The organism is Herbaspirillum aquaticum, from assembly GCF_002213425.1.
In the GTDB taxonomy this organism is placed as follows: domain Bacteria; phylum Pseudomonadota; class Gammaproteobacteria; order Burkholderiales; family Burkholderiaceae_D; genus Herbaspirillum; species Herbaspirillum aquaticum.
The window spans coordinates 34,094-57,672 of the sequence record NZ_NJGV01000007.1 but is presented as its reverse complement, the minus strand read 5'-3'; the positions used below and the strand labels follow the sequence as shown (position 1 = coordinate 57,672).

General features: G+C 63.5%; 18 protein-coding genes. 6 read left to right on the top strand and 12 right to left on the bottom strand.

The window, feature by feature from the left end; all coding sequences use genetic code 11:
• Positions 1–70 precede the first annotated feature (70 nt).
• The 4 genes from CEJ45_RS09115 to CEJ45_RS09100 form a co-directional block, all read right to left on the bottom strand.
• Positions 71–1,660, bottom strand: a complete 1,590-nt coding sequence (locus tag CEJ45_RS09115) for an ABC transporter ATP-binding protein (protein ID WP_088754834.1) — start codon at positions 1,658–1,660, stop codon at positions 71–73.
• Positions 1,657–2,712: an ABC transporter permease gene (locus CEJ45_RS09110; RefSeq protein ID WP_088754833.1), complete on the bottom strand. Its 1,056-nt coding sequence runs from the start codon at positions 2,710–2,712 to the stop codon at positions 1,657–1,659. The genes CEJ45_RS09115 and CEJ45_RS09110 overlap by 4 nt, the downstream gene beginning before the upstream one ends.
• Complete coding sequence (locus CEJ45_RS09105; protein ID WP_088754993.1) at positions 2,709–3,779, bottom strand: microcin C ABC transporter permease YejB; 1,071 nt, start codon at positions 3,777–3,779, stop codon at positions 2,709–2,711. Before CEJ45_RS09105 ends, CEJ45_RS09110 begins: the two co-directional genes overlap by 4 nt.
• A 70-nt stretch (positions 3,780–3,849) precedes the next feature.
• Positions 3,850–5,676 (bottom strand): extracellular solute-binding protein, encoded by a 1,827-nt coding sequence (locus tag CEJ45_RS09100; protein WP_088754832.1) that lies wholly within the window; start codon positions 5,674–5,676, stop codon positions 3,850–3,852.
• A 372-nt stretch (positions 5,677–6,048) separates the two neighbouring features.
• On the opposite strand from CEJ45_RS09100, the gene fabI reads away from it, so the two are divergent.
• A complete protein-coding gene (gene fabI / locus CEJ45_RS09095) occupies positions 6,049–6,831 on the top strand; it encodes an enoyl-ACP reductase FabI (protein ID WP_013235368.1) in 783 nt (260 codons plus the stop codon).
• 401 nt (positions 6,832–7,232) lie between these two features.
• On the top strand, positions 7,233–8,780 hold the full coding sequence (locus tag CEJ45_RS09090) for a DEAD/DEAH box helicase (protein ID WP_088754831.1): 1,548 nt from the start codon (positions 7,233–7,235) through the stop codon (positions 8,778–8,780).
• A gap of 78 nt (positions 8,781–8,858) precedes the next feature.
• On the opposite strand, the gene CEJ45_RS09085 is transcribed toward CEJ45_RS09090, so the two are convergent.
• The 6 genes from CEJ45_RS09085 to CEJ45_RS09060 all read right to left on the bottom strand — a co-directional run bounded on the left by CEJ45_RS09085 (position 8,859) and on the right by CEJ45_RS09060 (position 13,145).
• Positions 8,859–9,113, bottom strand: coding sequence for a DUF2442 domain-containing protein (locus tag CEJ45_RS09085; protein WP_088754830.1), 255 nt, complete (start codon positions 9,111–9,113; stop codon positions 8,859–8,861).
• 4 nt (positions 9,114–9,117) lie between these two features.
• Entirely contained in the window at positions 9,118–9,378 is a 261-nt protein-coding gene (locus CEJ45_RS09080; protein ID WP_088754829.1) for a DUF4160 domain-containing protein, read from the bottom strand.
• Positions 9,379–9,488: 110 nt separating this feature from the next.
• On the bottom strand, positions 9,489–10,124 hold the full coding sequence (locus CEJ45_RS09075; RefSeq protein WP_088754828.1) for a PqiC family protein: 636 nt from the start codon (positions 10,122–10,124) through the stop codon (positions 9,489–9,491).
• A complete protein-coding gene (locus tag CEJ45_RS09070) occupies positions 10,121–11,749 on the bottom strand; it encodes a PqiB family protein (RefSeq protein ID WP_088754827.1) in 1,629 nt (542 codons plus the stop codon). The genes CEJ45_RS09075 and CEJ45_RS09070 overlap by 4 nt, the downstream gene beginning before the upstream one ends.
• Positions 11,746–12,507: a paraquat-inducible protein A gene (locus CEJ45_RS09065; RefSeq protein WP_088754826.1), complete on the bottom strand. Its 762-nt coding sequence runs from the start codon at positions 12,505–12,507 to the stop codon at positions 11,746–11,748. Before CEJ45_RS09065 ends, CEJ45_RS09070 begins: the two co-directional genes overlap by 4 nt.
• The gene (locus CEJ45_RS09060) at positions 12,504–13,145 is read right to left on the bottom strand and encodes a paraquat-inducible protein A (RefSeq protein ID WP_088754825.1); all 642 of its coding nucleotides are present in this window, start codon (positions 13,143–13,145) and stop codon (positions 12,504–12,506) included. The genes CEJ45_RS09065 and CEJ45_RS09060 overlap by 4 nt, the downstream gene beginning before the upstream one ends.
• Positions 13,146–13,932: 787 nt before the next feature.
• On the opposite strand from CEJ45_RS09060, the gene leuA reads away from it, so the two are divergent.
• Together leuA and CEJ45_RS09050 are read left to right on the top strand one after the other, a co-directional pair.
• On the top strand, positions 13,933–15,636 hold the full coding sequence (gene leuA / locus CEJ45_RS09055; RefSeq protein WP_088754824.1) for a 2-isopropylmalate synthase: 1,704 nt from the start codon (positions 13,933–13,935) through the stop codon (positions 15,634–15,636).
• Between the two features lie 335 nt (positions 15,637–15,971).
• The gene (locus tag CEJ45_RS09050; protein ID WP_088754823.1) at positions 15,972–17,711 is read left to right on the top strand and encodes a methyl-accepting chemotaxis protein; all 1,740 of its coding nucleotides are present in this window, start codon (positions 15,972–15,974) and stop codon (positions 17,709–17,711) included.
• 60 nt (positions 17,712–17,771) lie between these two features.
• On the opposite strand, the gene egtB is transcribed toward CEJ45_RS09050, so the two are convergent.
• Both egtB and egtD read right to left on the bottom strand, forming a co-directional pair.
• Positions 17,772–19,151: an ergothioneine biosynthesis protein EgtB gene (gene egtB / locus CEJ45_RS09045; protein WP_088754822.1), complete on the bottom strand. Its 1,380-nt coding sequence runs from the start codon at positions 19,149–19,151 to the stop codon at positions 17,772–17,774.
• A gap of 59 nt (positions 19,152–19,210) precedes the next feature.
• Positions 19,211–20,185 carry an L-histidine N(alpha)-methyltransferase gene (egtD, locus tag CEJ45_RS09040; protein ID WP_088754821.1) on the bottom strand — a complete coding sequence of 325 codons (975 nt, stop codon included), beginning with the start codon at positions 20,183–20,185 and terminating at the stop codon, positions 19,211–19,213.
• Between the two features lie 310 nt (positions 20,186–20,495).
• Here egtD and CEJ45_RS09035 point away from each other — a divergent pair, with 310 nt between their 5' ends.
• Complete coding sequence (locus CEJ45_RS09035) at positions 20,496–22,337, top strand: ABC transporter transmembrane domain-containing protein (protein WP_088754820.1); 1,842 nt, start codon at positions 20,496–20,498, stop codon at positions 22,335–22,337.
• Positions 22,338–22,434: 97 nt separating this feature from the next.
• On the top strand, positions 22,435–23,553 hold the full coding sequence (locus CEJ45_RS09030) for an NADH:flavin oxidoreductase/NADH oxidase (RefSeq protein WP_088754819.1): 1,119 nt from the start codon (positions 22,435–22,437) through the stop codon (positions 23,551–23,553).
• Positions 23,554–23,579: the final 26 nt, after the last annotated feature.

The window sequence follows — 23,579 nt, the reverse complement described above, 5'->3', positions numbered from 1 at the left end:
GATTGCAGTCTGCATGGACCCGAAGACCCGGAGCTGATCCGGACTTCGGGTTTTCTTTTTGGCGAGACCTTCAGCGCGCGGCTTCGGCGTAGGTGGCGGCGGCCACCAGGCGGCGCGTGTATTCCTGCTGCGGCTGCTTGAGGACCTGTTCGACCGGACCGCTCTCGACCACCTTGCCATCCTTCATCACGATCACCTGGTGCGCCATGGCCTGCACCACGGCCAGGTCGTGGGTGATGAACAGATAGGCCAGGCCATGCCGGCGCTGCAGGTCGGCCAGCAGTTGCAGCACCTGCTGCTGTACGGTCACGTCCAGGGCCGAAGTCGGCTCGTCCAGCAACAGCAGTTCCGGCTGCAGCACCAGCGCGCGGGCGATGGCGATGCGCTGGCGCTGGCCGCCGGAAAATTCATGCGGATAGCGTTCCAGCACCGCCGCCGTGAGGCCCACCTCTTCAAGTGCGCAGACGATGGCCTCGCGTTGCTGCTCCGGCGTCTTCCCGGGATGATGCAGGGCCAGCCCTTCGCCCACGATCTGCTCCACCGTACGGCGTGGCGAGAGCGAAGCGAAAGGATCCTGGAACACCACCTGCATGCGCGCCCGCAAGGGCCGCAGCTCCCGGCTGCTGCGATCGGAAATCGGCGCGCCCTCAAAACGGATGCTGCCCGCCACGCTGGCCGCCGACAGCCGCAGCAAGGCCATGCCCAGCGTGGATTTGCCGGAGCCGGATTCACCGACGATGCCGATGGTCTCGCCGCGCCGCAATTGCAGGTCGATGCCATCGACTGCATGGAAGGCGCGCTTGGCGAACCAGCCCTGCTTGATGTGATAGGTGCAGCGTACTTTCTCCGCCTGCAGGACGACGGGCGCTTGCGCCGATACATCGTCCGCATTGCGCTGCGGACGACTCTGCAGCAGCTTGCGCGTGTACGGCTGCTGAGGATTGGCGAACAGTTCGGAGACGCTCGCGCTTTCGACCAGCTTGCCCTTTTCCATCACGCCGACGCGATCGGCGAAGTGGCGCACCAGGTTCAGGTCGTGCGAGATGATGAGCACGGCCATGTTCTCTTCGCGCTGCAACTGGTTCAGCAGCGCCAGGATCTGCACCTGGATGGTCACATCCAGGGCCGTGGTCGGTTCATCGGCGATGAGCAGCTTGGGCTTGCAGGCCAGGGCCATGGCGATCATGGCGCGCTGGCGCTGGCCGCCCGAGAGTTCATGCGGATACGACAGCGCCCGGCGCGCCGGTTCCGGGATGCCGGTCTTTTCCAGCAGCGCTACCGCCCGCGTGGCGGCATCGCGCGCATTGAGGCCCTCATGCAGCATCAGCACCTCGGCGATCTGGTTGCCGATGGTGAAGAGCGGGTTGAGGGCCGTCATCGGTTCCTGGAAGATCATCGCCACATCGTTGCCGCGTACCTGCTGCATCTGGCGCTCGTTCTTCTTCAGCACGTCCTGGCCGTCGAGCAGGATGCTGCCTTCGTAGCGGGCATCCTGGTTCAGCTGCATCACCGCCAGCGAGGAGACCGTCTTGCCCGAACCCGATTCCCCGACCAGGGCGAACTTCTCGCCGGGGGCAATCGTGAAGCTGACGCGATCCACTACCACGGTGTCGCCGAAGCGCACCGTCAATTCCTTCACTTCCAGCAGCGGGGCGCTCATGCCTTCCTCCGTACGTCCAGGGCGTTGCGCAGGCCGTTGCCGATATTGGTCAGCAGCAGCAGGGTCACGGTCAGCACCACGAAGGTAGCCACCGCGATCCACCAGGCATCCAGGTTGTTCTTGCCCTGGGCCAGCAGCTCACCCAGGCTGGGGGTGGACGGCGGCACGCCCAGGCCGAGGAAGTCCAGGCTGGTCAGCGCCAGGATGGCCGCACTCATGCGGAAAGGCAGGAAGGTCACCACCGTGGTCATGCTGTTGGGCAGCACGTGACGCCAGATGATGAGGCGATCGGGCAAGCCCATGGCGCGCGCGGCCTGCACGTATTCGAGATTGCGGTTGCGCAGGAAATCGGCGCGCACGTAGTCCGACAGGCTCATCCAGCCGAACAGCGACAGCAGCACCAGCAGCAGCCCCAGGCTGGGCTGGAAGATGGAGGAAAAGATGATGAGCAGGTACAGCTCCGGCATCGAGCCCCAGATCTCCAGCAGGCGCTGGGTAATGAGGTCGGTCCGCCCGGCGAAGTAGCCCTGCACGGCACCGGCCGCCACGCCCAGCACCACGCCGATGAAAGTCAGCGCCATGCCGAACAGCACCGACACGCGGAAGCCGTAGAGCAGGCGCGCAAAGACGTCACGGCCACGGTCATCTGTGCCCAGCCAGTTCTCCGAGGAAGGGGCCGCCGGATTGGGCTCTTTGGCGAAGTAGTTCAGGGTGTTGTAGCCATAGCGATTGAGCGGATAGATGACCCAATTGCCGTCCTTGCGGAATTGCTGCTCGATGAAGGGATCGAGGTAGTCGGCGGGCGAGTCGAAGTCGCCCCCAAAATGCTTGTCTGAATAATCCTTCAGCATCGGGAACATCAGCTTGCCCTGGTAGCTGGCCACAAGCGGCTTGTCGTTGGAGACCAGTTCGGCGCCCAGGCTGACGATGAAGAGAATGGAAAAGATCACCAGGCTCCAGTAGCCGGTTCGGTCGGCACGGAAGCGCAGCCAGATGCGACGGCTCGGTGAAATGGAACGGGTGGAGGCAGTGGCGGGGGTCGTCATGCTCATTTCGCCAGGCTTTCGAATTGGACGCGCGGATCAGCCCACACGTAGCAAAGGTCACCGACCAGCTTGACCACCAGGCCGATGAGCGTAAAGAGATACAGCGTGCCCATCACCACCGGATAGTCACGGCGAATCGCCGATTCATAGGCCAGCAGGCCCATGCCGTCCAGCGAGAACAGCGTCTCGATCAACAGGCTGCCGGCGAAGAAGGAGGCGATGAAGGCCGAGGGGAAACCGGTCACCAGCGGGATCAGGGCATTGCGGAACACATGCTTGTACAGCACCTTGCGCTCGGAGAGTCCCTTGGCGCGCGCGGTCAGCACGTATTGCTTGCGGATCTCTTCGAGGAAGGTGTTGCGGGTCAGCATGGTGATGACGGCAAAGGCACCGATCACCGAGGCCGTGACCGGCAAGGTGATGTGCCACAGGTAGTCGGTGATCTTGCCCGTCAACGAGAGGCTGGCCCAGTTGTCCGAAGTCAGGCCGCGCAGCGGGAACCACTGCACGAAGCTGCCGCCGGCAAACAGCACCAGCAGGAACACGCCCAGCACGAAACCGGGAATGGAATAGCCGACCAGCACCAGCCCGGTGGTGGCCGTATCGAACCGGCTACCCTCGCGCACCGCCTTGGCGATGCCCAGCGGCACCGAGATCAGGTAGCTCAGCAGGAAGGTCCACAGCCCGATGCTGATGGAGACCGGCAACTTGGATTTGACCAGGGTCCAGACATCGCCATGGTGATAGAAGCTCTTGCCGAGGTCGAAGGTGAGGAAGCCCTTGAGCATGGTCCAGAAACGTTCCACCGGCGGCTTGTCGAAACCGTAGAGCTGCTTGATCTCGGCGATGCGCTGTTCGTCGATGCCCTGCCGTCCGCGATAGGCCGAGGCGCCACTGGCCGCGCCGCCACCGGAGGCTTCACCACCGCCCCCCCGCCCTTTCATCTCCAGCATCGCTTGCTCCACCGGGCCGCCCGGCACGAACTGGATCACCGCAAAGGTAATGGCCACCACGCCAAAGAGCGTGGGGATCATCAGCAGCACCCGCTTCAAAATGTAGGACCAGATATTCATGCCTGCCACCATCCTCGTTCTTCTCCGGCGCGCGGGGCGCGGGTCTTGGTCTTTTCATTCATCTCTTGCCTCATCGCGCCTTCTCCTCCCACCAGGTGCTGATGACGTAGGGATCGGCCTGGTAATACAGCGGCGCCACCGCCGGAATGCCGAAGCGGTTCTGGTAGGCGATGCGGTGCGTGGACGAATACCAGTGCGGCACCACGATGTATTTGTGCAGCAGCACGCGGTCCAGGGCGCGGGCCGCCGCGGTGAGCTTGACCCGCGTATCGGCGGCCACCACCGTCTGCACCAGCTGGTCCACCACCGGGTCCTTCAGGCCCCAGGCATTGTTGGAACCCTTTTCGTCGGCTGCGCGCGACCCGAACATGTCGAACAGTTCGTTGCCGGGACTGCTGGTATCGGGGAAGCGCACGCTGGTCATGTCGAAATCGAAGTCTTCCATGCGCTTGGCCACCAGCGCGTAATCGGCACTGCGCTGGACCACATCGATGCCCAGCGTGCGCAGGTTGCGCGCGAAGACGCTGATGACGCGCGACATCGAACTCTGGTCATCGAGGATCTCGAAGGACAGCGGCACACCCTGGGCATTGCGCACGGCGCCATCGCGATAGACCAAGCCAGCCTGGGCCAGCAGTTCGCGCGCCTGGCGCAGGTTGGCGCGCAAGGAAGACGGCGGGTTGGTCGAGGGAGGAACCGGTGCCGGACCGAAGACGGCCGGATCGACCTTCAGGCCCTTGGCCTGCAGCGACTTCAGCAAGGCCAGCTCATCGCCCTGCGGTTCGCCGGTGGCTGCCAGCTGGCTGTTGTTGAAGAAGGAGTAGATGCGCGTGTACTGGCCGTAGAACAGCTGGCGGTTCATCCATTCATAATCCAGCGCCAGCCCGATGGCCTGGCGCACCCGTACATCCTTGAACTGGTCACGCCGCAGGTTCATCACGAAGCCCTGCATGCCGGCGCCGTTGGAATGCTTGAATTCCTTCTTGACGATGCGCCCGTCGCGGAACTGCGGACCGGCGTAGCTGCGTGCCCAGTTCTTGGCACTGTATTCCACCACCACATCGAACTCGCCGGCCTTGAAGGCCTCCAGCCGTGCCAGGTCATCCTTGTAGAAGCGGTAGACGATGCGCTCGAAGTTGAACATGCCGCGCCGGGCCGGGACATCCTTGCCCCAGTAGTCCGGATTGCGCTTGTAGATGATGCTGCGGCCGGTGTCGTAGCTCTCGATCAGATAGGGGCCGGTGCTGATGGGCGGCGTCAGCTGGATCTGGTCGAAGGGCGTGCCCTGGGCCCATTTCTTCGAGAAGACCGGGACGCTGGAAACGATCAGCGGCAACTCATGGTTGTTGCTGGCGAAGTCAAAGCGCACCGTGGCGGCATCGACCACCACGCAGCCCTTTACATCGGCAAAGACCGACTTGTATTGCGGGGCGCCCTTGGCAATGAGGGTGTCGAACGAATACTTCACATCCTCGGCGGTGACCTTGTCGCCATTGTTGAAACGCGCCTTGGGATTGAGGTGGAAGGTCATCGACATGCGATCTGCAGCCAGCTTCATATCGTCGGCCAGGAGGCCATAGACGGTAGCGACCTCGTCGGCGGAGGAGACGGCCAGCGTCTCCAGCATCAGCTGGTCCAGCCCGGCGGCGGCCACGCCCTTCATGGACATGGGATTGAACTTGTCAAAGCTGGTGCGGCGGTCAGGATTGGCCAGGTACAGCGTGCCGCGCCGGGGTGCATCCGGATTGACGTAATCGAAATGGGTGAAGCCGGGCCCGTATTTGGGCGTGTCATACAGGGAAAAGGCAGGCTCGGCGGCGGCCGGGGTGCCATGGGCCAGGGCGGCGGCCAGCAGGCAGGAGAGGAAAATCTTGGCTGTCTTCAGGGGCGGGACCATGCGGTTGTCTGTCTGCACTCTCGTGGGCTGTGATGTCTCGGGGGCAAGCAAGTCCCGCGCCTGATGGGCTCCGGCCGAATGCCTGCAGCCTGCAGGACGGGATCTGGAAACGATTTCCGTGTCGGGGCATTGTAAAGAGAGCAGCGATTACAGGGAAGCAATTAAAGCAACTTAACAAATGCGGCCTGGCTCGCCGCGCCCTGCCCTGGCAGCGCTGCAAAGGTTGCCGCGCCTGCCGCAAGCCCCTACAATCCGGGTCTGTCCCACCCCGGCTGCCGCCACTGCGCGGCGCCGCTATCACTTACCGGCCGCACCGTGCCTGCTTCTGCCCGCCAGAGGCGCGCCGCACGCGGCGGACCCTACGGAGTCAACATGGCATTTCTGCAAGGCAAAAAAATCCTGATCACCGGCTTGCTGTCCAACCGTTCCATCGCCTACGGCATCGCCCAGGCGTGCAAGCGCGAAGGCGCTGAACTGGCCTTCACCTATGTCGGTGAACGCTTCAAGGACCGCATCACCAAGTTCGCCGAAGAATTCGACAGCAAGCTGGTCTTCGACTGCGACGTCGGCAGCGATGAGCAGATCAATGCCCTGTTCGCCGACCTCGGCAAGTCCTGGAGCCAGCTGGACGGCCTGGTGCACGCCATCGGCTTCGCCCCCTCCGAAGCCATCGCCGGCGACTTCCTGGAAGGTTTCTCGCGCGAAGGTTTCAAGATCGCCCACGACATCTCCGCCTACAGCTTCCCGGCCATGGCCAAGGCGGCCATGCCGCTGCTGTCCTCCAACGCCGCCCTGCTGACCCTGACCTACCTGGGTTCGGAGCGCGTGGTGCCCAACTACAACACCATGGGCCTGGCCAAGGCGTCGCTGGAAGCCTCGGTGCGCTACCTGGCCGAATCGCTGGGCCCCAAGGGCGTGCGCGTCAATGGCGTCTCGGCCGGCCCCATCAAGACCCTGGCCGCCAGCGGCATCAAGGGCTTCGGCAAGATCCTGGGTGCCGTGGCCGCGACCGCCCCGCTGCGCCGCAATGTCACCATTGAAGACGTCGGCAATGCCTCGGCCTTCCTGCTCTCCGACCTGGCCTCGGGCATCACCGGCGAAATCACCTATGTGGATGGTGGCTTCTCCCGCGTCGTGGGTGGCATGGCAGAGTAATTGCCGCAATTAGCAAGCGTCCCCCACAATAAAGAGACAGTTTCTCGAAATAGCTTCGTGCTAATTTCGATGTTTTAGGGTATGATTCGCCTTGTGCATTGCAATAACCAATGCACAGGCGAATCGGGCGTGAAATCTGCCCTGCAGCGTTTCCAGCCGTATTTGCCCAAGCAGCTTCGCAAGCCTTACCTGTCATTACGACAAGTTCCCAGTAAAAGCCCCCCGCCCCTGGCATTCCTCGATGATGCCGTCCCGGCGCAAAGCTTTTGTGCCGAAATTTCTTTGTATTTTTCATAGTCATTTCGTCGGTTGGCGTTGCTTTTTTTCGTTCAGGCACTCGATGCCCGGCGCGCTTGCGTGCGCCCGTCTCGTGCCTGGCGTTCACTTTCACGAAAGAGATTATGACTTTTGAAGCACTCGGCCTGAACCCTTCGATCATCAAAGCCCTGACCGAAGCAGGCTATACCTCCCCGACCCCGGTCCAGGAAAAGGCCATCCCCGCCGCCATCAGCGGCCAGGATCTGCTGGTGTCCTCGCAGACCGGCTCGGGCAAGACCGCCGCTTTCATGCTGCCGTCGCTGCACCAGCTGGCAGACCTGCCGCAGGCGCCGCAAGCAGCCCGTACCCCCAACCAGGAACGCCAGGCCAGCCGTGCCCGTGGCGAGCGTCCGCGTTACCAGCCGGCACAGCCGAAGATGCTGGTGCTGACCCCGACGCGCGAACTGGCCCTGCAAGTGACCACCGCCACTGACAAGTACGGTGCCTACATGCGCCGTGTGCGCGTGGTGTCCATCCTGGGCGGCATGCCTTATCCGAAGCAGATGCAACTGCTGTCGCGCAACCCGGAAATCCTGGTGGCGACCCCGGGCCGCCTGATCGACCACATGGAATCGGGCAAGATCGACTTCTCGCAGCTGCAGATCCTGGTGCTGGACGAAGCCGACCGCATGCTGGACATGGGCTTCATCGATGACATCGAAAAGATCGTCGCTGCGACCCCGGCCACCCGCCAGACCATGCTGTTCTCGGCCACGCTGGACGGCGTCGTCGGCAACATGGCCAAGCGCATCACCAACAACCCGCTGACCATCCAGATCGCCAGCTCGTCGACCCGTCATGAAAACATCATGCAGCGCGTGCACTTCGTGGATGACCTGTCGCACAAGAATCGCCTGCTGGACCACCTGCTGCGCGACACCAGCATCGACCAGGCCGTGATCTTCACCGCCACCAAGCGTGACGCCGACACCATCGCCGATCGCCTGAACATCGCCGGTTTCGCTGCTGCCGCACTGCATGGCGACATGCACCAGGGCGCCCGCAACCGTACCCTGAACAGCCTGCGCCGCGGCCAGGTGCGCATGCTGGTGGCCACCGACGTGGCAGCGCGCGGCATCGACGTGCCGGGCATCACCCACGTGTTCAACTACGACCTGCCCAAGTTCGCTGAAGACTATGTGCACCGCATCGGCCGTACCGGCCGTGCCGGCCGCAATGGCGTGGCGATCTCGCTGGTCAATCACGCCGAAGGCATGCAGGTCAAGCGCATCGAGCGCTTCACCAAGCAGACCATTCCGGTGGATGTGGTCGAAGGTTTCGAGCCGAAGAAGTCGGCTGCACCGCGCAGCCCGCGCAAGCCGGGCGGCTGGCGTCCGGGTGATGGCCGCAGCAACAACGGCCCGCGTTACGGCGCCGGCAACCGCGAAGGCGGTTTCGGTGGCAATCGTGAAGGTGGCTTCGGCGGCAACCGTGAAGGCGGCCATCGCGAAGGCGGCTTCGGCGGCAATCGTGAAGGTGGTTTCGGTGGCAACCGCGAAGGCCGCAGCTTCGGCGGCGCCAAGCCGGCCGGCAACGGCCCGCGTCGCGAAGGTGGCGGCGGTGGTGGCTACAAGGGCAATGGCGGCGGCTTCCGCGCCGACGGCCCGCGCCGCTCCTACGGCGATCGCTGATTGCTGCAAGCTGTCCTGATGTTGAAAAGCCGCTTCCTCGGAAGCGGCTTTTTCTTTGGTACGGTCATCGTGGCTTGATCATGCAAGCAGCCATTGGCCATTGCGCTTGATCTCATCATGCATGGCGTCCGGTGCCAGATCCAGCTCACCAGGCCAGGTCACCACGCCATCGACCAACCGCACCTGGCTGAATTGCTCGGGATCCTGCAGGTCAGCAAAGACCCCGCGAAAGAAACTCGGAAGAAACCTGACCGGCCCTTCCACGCCATCCCTGAAGCGAACCTGCAATGCATATTCGCCGGAAAGTTTGACTTCAACGACATCCCATTCCATGACATCACTCCAGTGGCGCTATCGGCTTGGGAGCCTGCATTTCCTGACACAGCATCCAGTCTTCCATCAACTCTGCCTGATGCAGTTCAGCCCAATCAAGCACCAATTGCAGGGCTCTTCGAGGTAATCGGCCATCCATCAGCGCTAACTTCCTCACATCAATTACTGCCTTGTATTCGCCATATCGCACATGAAAATGCGGCGGTGCGTGATCTCTATAAAACATCTGGATCACAATTCCATAAAACATGCTGATCGTCGGCACGGGTCACCCTCAAGTAAATCGGTTCAATCCGATTTGGGTTATTCCCTCCCGTCGGGGATTCTACATGCATCACAGAACGCCAGCGATTTCTGCAAACCCTCAATATCAATTCACGCGGAGCACTGCCCACCCTGCCCCGCCTGCAAAGCTCGCACGCTATCGGCAATCGCCTGCACCGCCCGCCCCACTGCCTTCTGCGTGGCCGCGACGACGTCGGCATTGGCACCGCCACCCACCGGCTCCACCACGGTCAGGCGGCAGGCCCCGCCGCGACGGTCATCCGAGCGCGTGATGGTCCAGCCAAAGCTGGCCTGGACCTGGCCGTTGCGGGCTGCGTCGAAATCGCGCAATTCCACATTGATGCGATAGCTGGCCTGGTCCGCCGGCCGGCCGCCGCGCGAGACGTCGATGGCTCCCAGCCTTGCGGCCACGCCAGCGGCCAGCGCATCGCGCAACTCATTGTTGAAGGGCGAGGACCAGCGGTCCTGCTCCAAGACCTCCACCCGGGTGGCATCGCTGCGCACCACCAATTGCGGCCGCGCCAGGCGATCCGGCACCGACACCGGCATCACCTCGATGAAGGTCTGCGGTCCCTGGCTGGCCGTGCAGGCGGCGGCACCATCGGCCGGTACCGCCAGCGTGTAGAACTGCGTCGGCGGCGAACTGCCGCAGGCGGCCAGCAATGCTGCGGCCAGTGCGGCCGCCGCCAGGGTCTTGAGGGAGAACGAAGTCTTGTCGTGCATCATGGCTCCTGTTTGCCCCGGATCAGCGATTCCGGATGCTGTTGCAGGTAATCGGTGAGGATACGGATCGAGGCCGCAGCCTTGCTCAGTTCCTGCATGGTCTGGCGGATATCGGACTGCAGCGGCGCGTCATCCGAGAGCGTACGCTCGGCCGCATTCAAGGTCTTGCGCGCATCCTTCATCGCGGCCTGCATCTCGGGTGCGATGTCGTTGTTGATGCGGGCTGCCGTCTGCTCGGCCGTGGTCAAGGTCTTGTTCAAGGTCTTGAGCGTGGTCTGCAGGTCGCGGCCGATCTCGTCGAACGGCACCTTGGAGAGCTTGCCGGCAATGTCGGAGAGCTGCTGCTGCAATTCATCCAGGCTGCCCGGGATGGTCGGCAGTTCCAGCGGGACCTTGTCCGGATCAATCTGTGCCGGCTTGGCCTTGGGGAAGAAATCGATCGCCACGTACAGCTGGCCGGTCAACAGGTTGCCGTTGCGCAGCTGGGCACGCATGCCGCGCTTGACCAGCATGCGCAGCAACTGTGCGTTGGAACGGCGCTGTTCGCCGGTCTCTTCGTGGAAGCGACGGCCCAACCGATCCGGATAGATCTGGATCAGCACCGGCATGCGGAATTCGCCGCGTGCCTTGTCGTATTCCACCCCGATGCTCTTGACCTCACCCAGCACCACGCCGCGGAAGTCCACGGTGGCGCCCGGTTGCAGGCCGCGCAGCGACTGGTCGAAATACAGCAATGCGGTCTGCGGTACGCCGTCCGGTTCCTTCATGGCCGCACTTTCGTCTTCCACCAGCGCATATTCGCTGCCCTCCTTGGCTGGCGGACTCACGCGCTCTTCATCGCGGTCGCGGAAGGCAATACCACCCAGCACCACCGTCGACAGCGCCTGCGTATGCAGCTTGAAGCCGCTGGCGTTGAGTTCCATGTCGAAGCCGCTTGCATGCCAGAAGCGCGAGGCCTGGGTGACGAATTTGTCGTAGGGTGCATTGACGAAGATGCGCAGCGTCACGCCCCGGCCATCGCTGTCGAGGTCATAGGCGACCACCTGCCCGACCTTGATGCGGCGATAGAAAATGGGAGACCCGATATCGAGCGAACCGAGGTCATCGGTATGCAGCACGAACTGGCGCCCCGAGGCATCGCGGGTGACGATGGGAGGCTGCTCCAGGCCGACGAAGTTCTTCTTGGTCTCTTCCGAAGCACCCGCATCGGCACCGATGTAGGCACCGGAGAGCAAGGTGCCCAATCCCGAAATACCGGAGGCGGCAATGCGCGGACGGACCACCCAGAAGCGCGTGTCTTCGGCATTGAAGCCGGAGGCATCCTGGTTCAACTGGATACCGACCAGCACATGCGAACGGTCGGCCGCCAGCTTCAGGCTCTGCACCTGGCCGATTTCGACATCCTTGTATTTCACCTTGGTCTTGCCGGCTTCCAGTCCTTCAGCGGAGCGGAAGCTGACGGTCACCACCGGGCCACGCTCGACCAGGATCTTGGCCACCAGGGTCAGGCCGACGATGGCGGCAACGATGGGAATGAGCCACACCAGCGAGGGCAGCCAGTTGCGCTGGCGTGCGCGGCGCGGCTGCAACAGCGCCGGTTTGTCATCGGAATGGTCGGGTGGAGTCATGCGGTTTCCTGTGGCTTGTTGGCGTTGTCATGGGGAGAAACTGGTCCTGGGTGAGGCTTGCTCGGGGCGTCCGATAACGGATCGATTACGCGCTCATCCCAGATCAGGCGCGGATCGAAGGCCAGCGAGGCCAGCATGGTCAGCACCACCACCGCACCGAAGGCGGCGATGCCGATGCCGGCGTGGATGTTGGCAAACCCGTGGATCTTGACCAGCCCGGTCAGTACCGAGACGACGAAGACGTCCAGCATGGACCAGCGTCCGATGGCTTCGACCACGCGATACAGTTTGGCGCGTTGCAGGCGGCGCCAGCGGCTGCGACGGCGGGCCGAGAACACCAGGATGCCCAGCGCCACCAGCTTGAACAGCGGCACCAGGAAGCTGGCCACGAATACCACCAGCGCCAGGCCCCATTCGCCGGAGGTCCAGAAATAGATGACGCCGGAGAGGATGGTGTCGCGCTGCTCATCGAACAAGGTGCTGGTGACCATCACCGGCATCATGTTGGCCGGGATGTACATGATGCAGGCGGCAATGAGGAGCGCCCAGGTACGCGTGAGGCTATCTATCCTGCGCACGTGCAGGGGTGCGTGGCACACGCCGCAGGGTTGATGGGGCTGGGCGCCTTCCCATACGGTGCCGCAGTGATGGCAGCCGATCACGCCCAGGGACGCGGCATCCTGCACCTGCAGGTCTTCATCCGGCTCCTGGGTGATGTCGGGCGCATGCGGGGCGGCCTGGCGCTTGAAGAGGCTCATGCACCAGCCTCGTTGTCACCGTATTGCTCGGCTTGCTGCTGTTCCCACAGGTGCCACAGGTAGCGCGGATTGAAGGACACCACGACCGTCAGCAGCACCGTCAATCCGCCGAAGGACCATAGTGCCGGACCGGGGATCACCTCGGCCATGTTGGAGAGTTTGATGAGCGCTACTAGCACGCCCAGCATGAAGACTTCGATCATGCCCCATGGGCGGGCCGCCTGCATCAGCCGCACCAGCAGCACGAAGCCGGGTGGCCGGGCATCCCGTGCTCCGGGCAGCAACAGGTAAAGCAGCACACCGAGCTGGATGAGCGGGAACAGCAAGGTCGTGGCCAGCACCAGCAGCGCCACTTCGGACATGCCATCGCGGGTCAATGCCACCACCGCACCGATCAACGTGGTCTGGCTGGACAAGCCCTGCAGCTCGATGGTGACGATGGGGAAGGTATTGGCAATCACGAACAGGATCAGCGCCCCGATGGTCAGCGGCAGCAGGTGCTGCAGGCGGCGGCCGGTATCGCGCTCCAGCTCGGCGCCGCAGCGCAGGCAGCGGGCAATCTCGCGCTCGCCCAGCGTCATGCGCTGGTAGACGGCGTCGCATTCTTCGCAAACGATGAGGTCGGTGCGTTTTTGCATGGATGATCAGGGTTGCTGGCGATGCGCTCCCGGGGTGGCAGAAGCGTCGCCCTACTTTGTTTGTTGTTCGTGGCAGGCGCTGGTGCCGGTACGACAAGTGAGCCTGCTATTGATATTGAAAAAGGACCACTGCAGCGCTTGTTTTGGAGCATTTTCGCCCGGCAGCGTTCCATCCTCACAAGGAATTGATGCGCCAGCAATACAAATAAATGACCGGCCGGTTATTAACAAGACGATTCTAGCAACGAAATTATTGGAATGCGCTCTTCTTTTACGCTTGTAAAAAAGATAGCCCTTGACAGACGCCAGCCCGATCTTCTACATTGCACGGATGACTTCCGCAGCAATCACTTCCATCCGCCACAACAGCGCCAGCGCCCTGCTAGCGTTGCTATCGGTGTCGCTACTACTAGCCTCGCGCTAAAATCCGTAGTTCCTGCCGTTTCCGCTGACTCCACGCGATCCGGCAACTCCAAAAAATCCAGCAGCATCCGGCAGTACAACCAGGCAGTGACGGGCTATCCATAATGGGAGCTGGTGTCGCCGCCCACCAGGCGAAGCATATGCATTCGATGATCCGCACAATCCGCAACCAGCGCACGCAGCCCTTGCAGGCTGGCCGCGCGCTGCGGGAGATGCCGCCTCTGGCTCTATGAAGGGTTGCCTGGCCACGCGCTCGTGGCAGCCAGGCAACCCGATCCGCCACATCTGACGCACTGAAGCATTCCAGTAATTGAACTGAATGAACTGAAGCATTCCACGCCATCCGGAAACCAAGAGGTCCATCATGATGTTAAGCAACCCCGCCGCCAAATACCGTGCCTTCCCCGCCATCGACCTGCCCGACCGCACCTGGCCCAGCAAGGTCATCGACACGCCGCCGATCTGGATGAGCACCGACCTGCGCGATGGCAACCAGGCCCTGATCGAACCGATGAACGCCGAGCGCAAGCTGCGCTTCTTCGAACTGCTGTTGAAGACTGGCCTCAAGGAAATCGAAGTCGGCTTCCCCTCCGCCTCGCAGACCGATTTCGATTTCGTGCGCAAGCTCATCGTCGAGAACCGCATTCCCGATGATGTCACCATCATCGTGCTGACCCAGTCGCGCGAAGAACTGATCCGCCGCACCGTCGAATCGCTGGAAGGCGCCAAGAAGGCCATCGTCCACCTGTACAACTCGGTGGCCCCGGCCTTCCGCAAGATCGTCTTCAACATGTCGCGCGAGGAGATCAAGAACATCGCCGTCACCGGCACCCGCCTGGTCAAGGAACTGACCGATGCGCGCCCGGGCACCGAATGGCGCTTCGAATACTCGCCGGAATCCTTCAGCACCACCGAACTGGATTTCTCCAAGGAGATCTGCGATGCCGTCTGTGAAACCTGGGGTGCCACCCCGCAGCGCAAGATCATCCTGAACCTGCCCTCCACCGTGGAGTGCGCCACCCCCAACGTCTATGCTGACCAGATCGAATGGATGTGCCGCAACCTGAAGCATCGTGACAGCGCCATCATCTCGGTGCACCCGCACAATGACCGTGGCACCGCCGTGGCCTCGGCCGAACTGGCCGTGATGGCCGGCGCCGATCGCGTCGAGGGCTGCCTGTTCGGCAACGGCGAGCGCACCGGCAACGTCGACCTGGTCACGCTGGCATTGAACCTGTACACCCAGGGCGTGAACCCGGGCCTGGACTTCTCCGACATCGACGTGGTGCGCCAGGTCGTGGAAGAGTGCAACCAGATCCCCGTTCACCCGCGCCACCCGTATGTCGGCGACCTGGTCTTCACGGCCTTCTCCGGCTCGCACCAGGATGCCATCAAGAAGGGCTTCGCCAAGCAGCAGCCCGACGCCATCTGGGAAGTGCCCTACCTGCCGATCGACCCGGCCGACCTGGGCCGCAGCTACGATGCCGTCATCCGCGTCAACAGCCAGTCCGGCAAGGGCGGCATGGCCTACCTGCTGGAACAGGAATACGGCCTGGCCCTGCCGCGCCGCCTGCAGATCGAGTTCTCGCGCGCCATCCAGCGTGAGGCCGATGCCACCGGCAAGGAAATCGCCGCCTCCGACATCCACGCCATCTTCCAGCGTGAATACCTGGAGCGCGTCGAACCCTACGTCTATCGCGCGCACCGCATGTCGGAAGACACCGCCAAGGCCGAGTCCATCAACATCGAAGTCGACATCGTGCGCAATGGCCAGCCGGTCACCGTGCGCGGCAGCGGCAACGGTCCCATCGATGCCTTCGTGCACGCACTGGGCCTGGACATCAAGCTGATGGACTTCCATGAACACGCCATCGGCGCCGGTGCCGACGCCAAGGCCGCCAGCTACATCGAGCTGCGCCTGAACGAAGCGCCGACCGGTTTCGGTGTTGGCATCGATGCCAACATCGTGACTGCCTCCTTCAAGGCCGTGCTGTCTGCCGTGAACCGCCAGATCGCCATCAGCGAGAGCGCCAACCAGGGTGGCTCCGCACAGGCCAAGGCTGCCTGAAACGGAATCCGGCCGGCGATCCCGGCCAGTTCCTGAACCCGACGCCGTCCTACCGGGCGGCGTTGTTGCGTTAACGGCTTGGCGCTTGCACCAAGCTCAGCCGTTGATCTTGTCCTCCTGCCATTGTGGCTTGCCCACCACGTTGACGCGCGGAAATCCGCGCCCACCGCGCCTTTTCTTGACGCCGGACAATTCTGCAGAATTTGCTTGAGTCAAACGTCCTCAATGAACGTAACTGGCTTATGATAGATTTTCTGGTCGTCACACCAGTTCAAGGCCGCGCGTCCCGGCCCCAATACAAGCAAGCCGCAGCCACATTTTTCGGGGGGAAAATCATGCGCTTCAACAACTTCAACATTTCTACACGTCTGGCCATCGGATTCTTGGCCTTGATCGTGGTGATCGCTGCCATCGTCACACTGAGCCTGGCGCGCCTGGGTGACATCAACAAGACACTGGATCTGGTGGTCAATGACCGCTACAAGAAAATCAACATCATCAACAGCATATCCGGCAAGGTGGATGATGTCGCCATCTCGCTGCGCAACCGGTTGCTGATGACCGATCCGGCGCAGGTTGCCAATGAGCAGAAGCTCATTGATGAGCTCTCTGCAGAGAACACCAAGCTCTACGATGAACTGGGGCGCCTGATTGCCAATCCGGAGGCCCGTGCCAAATTCGACAAGGTCACCGAAACCCGCAAGAGCTACGCGGCCCTGCGCAGGGAGATCGAACGGCTCGCCACTACTGGGGATAGAGATACGGCCATCAAGCTGATGCTGGAAAAGATGGTGCCACTGCAAAAGGTGTATTTCGGCCAGCTCGATGATCTCTCCAACATGCAGCAGAAGCTGATGGACCAGTCAGTTGAGGATGCCGAAGCCACTTACACCACCACGCGCAACATCATGCTGGTGGCTGGCATCGTCTCGGCACTCTTCGCCGCCTTCATCGCATGGACCATTTCGCGCAGCATCACCCGCCCGCTGAGCCGCGCGGTGGCAGTGGCAGAGACCGTCGCCGCCGGGGACCTGACCGCCGTCATTGACGCCCATTCCACCGATGAAACCGGACGCCTCCTGCAAGCCCTGGCCGCCATGAACCAGAAGCTCAAGGCCATCGTGCTGGAAGTGCGGCGCGGCACCGACTCCATGGTCACCGCTTCAACCCAGATCGCTACCGGCAACCTCGATTTGTCCTCGCGCACCGAAGAACAGGCCAGCGCCCTGGAAGAAACCGCCTCCTCGCTGGAACAGCTGACCTCCAGCGTCAAGCAGAATGCCGATCACACCCGCAAGTCCAGCGAGCTGGCCGGCAATGCCACGCAGGTGGCCAACCAGGGTGGCGAGGCCGTCAAGCAGGTGGTGCAGACCATGGGCGCCATCAACGACTCCTCGCGCAAGATCGTGGACATCATCTCGGTCATCGATGGCATCGCCTTCCAGACCAACATCCTGGCCTTGAATGCCGCCGTGGAAGCGGCCCGCGCCGGCGAACAGGGACGCGGCTTCGCCGTGGTGGCATCGGAAGTGCGCGGCCTGGCGCAACGCTCGGCGACCGCCGCCAAGGAAATCAAGGAGCTCATCAATGACTCCGTCGGCCAGGTCACGGCCGGCACCGAGCTGGTCGCCCAGGCCGGCAGCACCATGGATGAGGTCGTGCAGAGCATCGAGCAGGTCAGCCACATCGTCGGTGAGATCTCGGCTGCCACGCGCGAGCAAAGCGATGGCATCGAACAGGTCAACCAGGCCATCATGCAGATGGACAACACCACCCAGCAGAACGCCGCCCTGGTGGAAGAAGCCGCAGCCGCCGCACAGGCGCTGCAGGATCAGGCACAGCGCCTGCTGGAACTGGTGAGTGTGTTCCGTCTCGATGATGTGGGCGCAGCGCCCTCGCCGGCACTGCGCACTGCCCCCCTGCGCGCAGCTGCACCGGCACCAGCATCAGCCCTGCCTGGCAAACCCGCTGCCGCCAAGCCGCAGGCAGTGCGTGCTGCGCCTGCCACGCCGGCGCCGCGCGCGCTGCCGGCCAGCACCAAGGAAGACAAATCGGAAGAGTGGGAGACCTTCTGAGCCGTTGCCGCCCAGGGTCGCTGACGGCCCCGGGCTGCAGGACCGCAGGGTCGAAGACGATCAGCCCTGGCGGGCCAGGCGGATACCGCTGACCTGCCAGCGCGCAGTGGCGGGGAAGAAGTTCCGATAGGTCAGCCGTGCGTGGTTCAGCGGCGTGGCCGACGAGGACCCCCGCAACACGTACTGGTTGACCATGAATTTGCCATTGTATTCACCTACCGCACCGGCGGCGGCCGTGAAGCCCGGATACGGGGCATAGCTGCTGCTGGTCCATTGCCAGGCGACGCCAAAGAATTCACGTCCGCCTCCCTGCAGGCGAGCCGCGGCATGTTCCCATTCGGCTTCGGTCAGCAGGCGCGCGCCAGCCCAGCGAGCGTACGCGTCGGCCTCGTAATACGAGAGGTGAACGGCGGCGCGATGCGGCTGCAACGGCTGCACACCGTACTCGGTGAATTCCTGCCACCTTCCTTCGCTGCCCCGGCGCCAGTACAGCGGATGCGACAGGCCCTCCCGCTTCTTCCACTCCCAGCCTTCGGAGAGCCACAGTCCGGCATCCTCATAGCCGCCAGCCTCGACGAAGGCCAGGTATTCGGCATTGTTCACCAGACGCGAAGCACACTGGTAAGCCTCGACGAACTGGCGATGGCGCGGTGTCTCGTTGTCGAAACAGAAGCCGTTGCCAGCGTGGCCGATCTCGACCACGCCCGCTTCGATACGATGCCACTGCAAATCCAGCTCAGCCGGATCATCCAGCCGCAAGCTCATCGGCAGCGGCTGGTAAGCTGGCTGCAACGGGTTCATCGACAGTAGCACCTTGATGTCGGTGAGCATGAGCTCCTGGTGCTGCTGCTCGTGTTGCATGCCCAATTCCAGCAGGGACAGGAAGCCGGCCAGTTGCGGGTGTTCGCTGCCGCCCTCCCCGGCGTCTGCATGGGCATCCGCTTCCAGCGCATCGATGAGCAACAGCATGCGCGCATCGACCTGCTCGCGGTAAGCCAGCACCTCCTCCAGCGAAGGACGCGTGAGCAGGCCGCGCTGCGGGCGCGGGAATTTCTCCCCTACCCCTTCGTAATACGAATTGAAGAGCATGCGGAACTGCGGATGGAAGGGCGTGAAACCACTCTGGAAACGTTCCAGCAAAAAGGTCTCGAAGAACCAGGTGGTATGCGCCAGGTGCCATTTGATGGGGCTGGCGTCGGGCATGGCCTGCACGCAGCAATCCTCCGCCGACAGCGGTTCGGCAATGAGCAGCGACTGCCGGCGCAGCCGCCGGTAGCGGCCCCCCAGGCGCTCGCGCGGACGGTGGTTGACCTGCTGCACGGCGGCATCGATGACGGCATCGATGGTGGCCGCCGTGGCGGCTGCCACCACTGCCATGGGGCCGATGTTCTGCTCTTCATCTTGCATGGCGTCGGGGGCGTGGGTGATGACGGAAGGCATCCGGTCTCCTGCAAATATCGGTGAATCATTGATCGCGCATCCAGCAACGGCAGCGGCTCTCAGCGCGCCTGCGCATGGCAGACCGCAAACCAGCGCCGCTGGTCGAACCACATGCGGCAGTTGCCGAACCCGGCTTGCTCCAGCAGGCCGAGAATGTCCTGCTCGGTGAATTTGTGGCTGTATTCGGTATGGATGCGCTCGCCCTGGCGGAAGGTGCGACGCCCATCCGGCCAGCGCACGATCAGGTCGCGCCGCGCTTCCAGATACATTTCGATGCGCTGCTGGCGGGCGTTGTAGAAGGACACATGGCGCCAGTCGCGGGGGTTGAAATCGGCGCCAGTCAAGGCGTTGACGTGGTTGAGCACGTTCAGGTTGAAGGATGCGGTCACGCCGATGGCGTCGTCATAGGCCGCCTCCAGCACCCGCACATCCTTGACCAGGTCCAGACCGATCAGGATGCCGCCATCGCCCTTTCCGGGCGGCAAGGCGGCGCGCACGCGGCGCAGGAATGCCAGTGCCTGCCGGGGATCGAAATTGCCCAGGGAAGAGCCGGGATAGAAGAACAAGCGGCGCTGCCCATCGACGGAAGCGGGCAGTTCCAGCGTGGTCGAGAAATCCATGGCCAGCGGCAGCATGGGCAGTTGCGGGAAGCGCTCCTGCAAACCCGCCACCGACTGATGCAGGAAATCGGCGGAGATATCCACCGGCACATACTGGCGCGGCTGCAAGGCCGCGAACAGCGAGGCCGCCTTGGCACAGTTGCCCGCACCCAGGTCGATGAGCGTACAGCCCTGGCCCACCGAGGCAGCAATGGCCTGCTGGTGGGTGGCATGGATGGCCGCTTCGGTGCGGGTGGGGTAATACTCGGGCAAGGCGCAGATGGCCTCGAAGAGCTTGCTGCCCAGCGGATCGTAGAAGTACTTGGGAGAGATGACTGCCTCGGGGGCGGCGAGCCCGGCCAGCAGTTCGGCCTGCGGTGCGCCTTGGTCTGGCGCGTCCTCCCAGCGGGAGGGGATCAGTGCGGGTTGGGCCAAGCGATTCTCCTTGCCTGTGATGGGGTTGGGATGATGCTGATGCCTGCTGCTGCGCTGCTCCGGTCGAGCTGATGCCCTCGAATCCGCATAATGTAGCAGGGGGATGCAGGCAGGCAATGGCTGACGAACAACATCGCCCGGATGCGCAAACTGCGCTCAATGCGCGGACTGTCTATACTTATGCCTCTTCCGACTAAGGCAGCCGCCCGGTGGTTCAACGCAGCAACAAGATTTTCTCTGCGCTGCAGAGCGACTGGCCGTGTGGCAACATGCACGGCGCGCTTCATCTGGCTGTCTCAACCGCTCATCCATGTCCATGTCATCCACGACTCCTCCCCGCAATGCCTCCCCTGCTGCAGACGTGACGCTCGCCACCGATTCGCCCACCGCCCGCAAATCGGCCCTGGCGGCGCTGCGCGGACTGAGCCCCTTTCTCGCCCCCTACAAGAAGCAATTCCTGCTGGCCGGCCTGGCGCTGCTGGTGGCGGCCGGCGCCACGCTGGCGGTACCCTATGCCTTCAAGCAGATGATCGACCTCGGCTTTGGGGCGGCCGGCAGCAAGAGCGCCACTCATATCAACCTGTATTTCGTGGCCCTGTTCGGCGTGGCCTGCGTGCTCGGAGTGGCCACGGCGGCGCGCTTCTACATGGTGTCCTGGCTGGGTGAACGCGTCACGGCCGACCTGCGCAGCGCGGTCTATGCCCACGTGGTGACGCAGAGTCCCGAATTCTTCGAAACCACCAAGACCGGCGAAGTGCTCTCGCGCCTGACCACCGACACCACGCTCATCCAGACCCTGGTGGGCACCAGCATTTCGATGGCGCTGCGCAATGCCTTGCTGTTCCTGGGCGGCATGAGCATGCTCTTCATTACCAGTGCCAAGCTGACCTCCATCATCATCGTCATGCTGGCCGCCGTGGTGCTGCCCATCGTGTTCTACGGCCGCCGCGTGCGCAAGCTCTCGCGCGCCTCGCAGGACCGGGTGGCCGACGCCGCCGCCATGGCCGGTGAAATCCTCAACGCCATGCCGACCGTCCAAGCCTTCACCCATGAAGAGATCGAGGCGCGCCGCTTCGGCGACTCGGTCGAGTGCGCCTTCCAGACCGCCATGGACCGCATCCGCGCGCGTTCGCTGCTGACGGTGGTGGCGATCCTGCTGGTGTTCGGCGCCATCGTCTTCGTGCTGTGGCTGGGCGCGCATGCGGTCATGCAAGGCAGCATGAGCGGGGGCGAGCTGGGCCAGTTCATCCTCTACGCGTCCCTGGTCGCAGGTTCGCTCGGTGCACTCTCGGAAGTAATGGGCGATACCCAGCGTGCTGCCGGTGCCACTGAACGCCTGCTCGACCTGCTGGCGGCCCAGTCTCCGGTGCAGTCGGTGCTGCTGCCGGAAAAATTGCCGCCGCGCACCGCCAACGGTGCCGCACTGCAGATCGAGGCGCTGGACTTCCACTATCCCTCGCGCCCCGGGACCGCTTCGCTGTCGGGCTTTTCGCTGGACGTGCGTGCAGGAGAAACGGTGGCCGTGGTCGGTCCGTCGGGAGCCGGCAAGACCACCCTGTTCCAGCTGCTGCTGCGCTTCTACGACCCGCAGCAGGGCAGCATCCGGCTCGATGGCGTGGACATCCGCTACCTGACCCTGCAAGACCTGCGCAATGCGATCGGCATCGTGCCGCAGGACACCGTGATCTTCTCGGCCAATGCCATGGAAAACATCCGCTTTGGCCGCCCCGGTGCCAGCGACGCCGAAGTGATCGCCGCCGCCCAGATGGCCGCAGCCCATGAATTCATCGAACGCCTGCCGGACGGCTACCAGTGCTTCCTCGGTGAACGCGGCGTGCGTCTCTCCGGCGGCCAGCGCCAGCGCATCGCCATTGCCCGCGCATTGCTGAAGAACCCGCCGCTGCTGTTGCTGGATGAAGCCACCAGCGCGCTGGATGCCGAATCCGAACGGCTGGTGCAAAGCGCCCTGGAAGCCGCCATGGTCGGCCGCACCACGCTGGTCATCGCGCACCGGCTGGCCACCGTGCAGCGGGCCGACCGCATCATCGTGCTGGAACACGGGCGCATCGTCGAGACCGGCACCCATGCCGAACTGGTGGCGCGCGATGGGCTCTACGCCAGCCTGGCGGCCCTGCAGTTCGAGACGCAATGAGGGAACACAGCGGGGACCGCCGACGCATTTTCCGGAAATCCCCTAGACTGCGCATCTCGGCATCTCCCGGATGCCACGACATGACAGGAGTTCTTGCATGAGCAGTCAATTGTTTTCGCCCCTGACCCTGCGCGGAGTCACCTTGCCCAACCGCATCGCCGTCTCACCGATGTGCCAGTACTCGGCCGAGGACGGCTTCGTCAACGATTGGCACCTGGTGCACCTGGGCAGCCGCGCCGTGGGCGGGGCCGGCCTGGTCATCATGGAGGCCACGGCAGTCGTCCCGGAAGGCCGCATCACCAGCGCCGACCTCGGTATCTGGAAGGATGAGCACATCGCGCCCCTGCGCCGCATCACCCGTTTCATCGAACAGCAGGGTGCGGTGCCTGGCGTGCAGCTGGCGCATGCCGGCCGCAAGGCCAGCGCCCTGCGCCCCTGGGATGGCCCGGCCGGCAGCGTCCCGGTGGCCGAGGGGGGCTGGCTGCCGCAGGCGCCATCGGCCCTGCCCTTCGACACCACCTATACCGAACCGCACGCCTTGACAGTGGCCGAGATCACCGCGCTGGTCCAAGCCTTTGCCGATGCCGCACAACGCGCACTGGCGGCCGGCTTCAAGGTGATCGAACTGCACGGTGCACACGGCTACCTGGGCCACCAGTTCCTCTCGCCGCTGAGCAACCGGCGCACAGACCAGTACGGCGGCAGTTTTGAGAATCGCATTCGCTTCCTGCTGGAAACGGTGCAAGCCACCCGCGCCGTCTGGCCGGCCGAGCTGCCCCTGCTGGTGCGCCTGTCGGCCACCGACTGGACCGAAGGCGGCTGGAACGCCGATGATACGGTCGCCCTCTCGGCCCGCCTGCGTGACATGGGTGTCGATCTGGTCGATGTCTCCACGGGCGGTAACCTGCCCTCGGCGGCCATCCCTGTCGGCCCCGGTTACCAGACCGGCTTTGCCGCGCGTGTGAAAAACGAGACCGGCATCGCCACCGGCACGGTCGGCATGATTACCGAAGCGATCCAGGCCGAACACGTGCTGCGCACTGGCCAGGCCGACCTGGTGCTGCTGGCGCGCGAACTGCTGCGCGATCCCTACTGGCCGCTGCATGCCGCACAGCAGTTGCGCGAAGACGTGGCATGGCCGCCGCAATATGTGCGGGCCGCGTCCAGCAAGACGCCGTTGCGTCCGGATGTGCAATACGGCAGCAAGCAGGACTGAGCCGCTCCCACCCGGATCGCGAAAGA

Excerpts from the sequence above, each read along its gene's own strand:
- CEJ45_RS09030 (WP_088754819.1), top strand. The coding sequence starts at position 22,435 with ATGAGCAGTCAATTGTTTTCGCCCCTGACCCTGCGCGGAGTCACCTTG.
- CEJ45_RS09100 (WP_088754832.1), bottom strand. The coding sequence starts at position 5,676 with ATGGTCCCGCCCCTGAAGACAGCCAAGATTTTCCTCTCCTGCCTGCTG.
- CEJ45_RS09090 (WP_088754831.1), top strand. The coding sequence starts at position 7,233 with ATGACTTTTGAAGCACTCGGCCTGAACCCTTCGATCATCAAAGCCCTG.
- fabI (WP_013235368.1), top strand. The coding sequence starts at position 6,049 with ATGGCATTTCTGCAAGGCAAAAAAATCCTGATCACCGGCTTGCTGTCC.
- CEJ45_RS09110 (WP_088754833.1), bottom strand. The coding sequence starts at position 2,712 with ATGAGCATGACGACCCCCGCCACTGCCTCCACCCGTTCCATTTCACCG.
- CEJ45_RS09065 (WP_088754826.1), bottom strand. The coding sequence starts at position 12,507 with ATGAGCCTCTTCAAGCGCCAGGCCGCCCCGCATGCGCCCGACATCACC.
- CEJ45_RS09035 (WP_088754820.1), top strand. The coding sequence starts at position 20,496 with ATGTCCATGTCATCCACGACTCCTCCCCGCAATGCCTCCCCTGCTGCA.
- leuA (WP_088754824.1), top strand. The coding sequence starts at position 13,933 with ATGATGTTAAGCAACCCCGCCGCCAAATACCGTGCCTTCCCCGCCATC.
- egtB (WP_088754822.1), bottom strand. The coding sequence starts at position 19,151 with ATGCCTTCCGTCATCACCCACGCCCCCGACGCCATGCAAGATGAAGAG.
- CEJ45_RS09105 (WP_088754993.1), bottom strand. The coding sequence starts at position 3,779 with ATGAATATCTGGTCCTACATTTTGAAGCGGGTGCTGCTGATGATCCCC.
- CEJ45_RS09115 (WP_088754834.1), bottom strand. The coding sequence starts at position 1,660 with ATGAGCGCCCCGCTGCTGGAAGTGAAGGAATTGACGGTGCGCTTCGGC.
- CEJ45_RS09075 (WP_088754828.1), bottom strand. The coding sequence starts at position 10,124 with ATGATGCACGACAAGACTTCGTTCTCCCTCAAGACCCTGGCGGCGGCC.
- CEJ45_RS09085 (WP_088754830.1), bottom strand. The coding sequence starts at position 9,113 with ATGGAATGGGATGTCGTTGAAGTCAAACTTTCCGGCGAATATGCATTG.
- CEJ45_RS09050 (WP_088754823.1), top strand. The coding sequence starts at position 15,972 with ATGCGCTTCAACAACTTCAACATTTCTACACGTCTGGCCATCGGATTC.
- CEJ45_RS09070 (WP_088754827.1), bottom strand. The coding sequence starts at position 11,749 with ATGACTCCACCCGACCATTCCGATGACAAACCGGCGCTGTTGCAGCCG.
- CEJ45_RS09060 (WP_088754825.1), bottom strand. The coding sequence starts at position 13,145 with ATGCAAAAACGCACCGACCTCATCGTTTGCGAAGAATGCGACGCCGTC.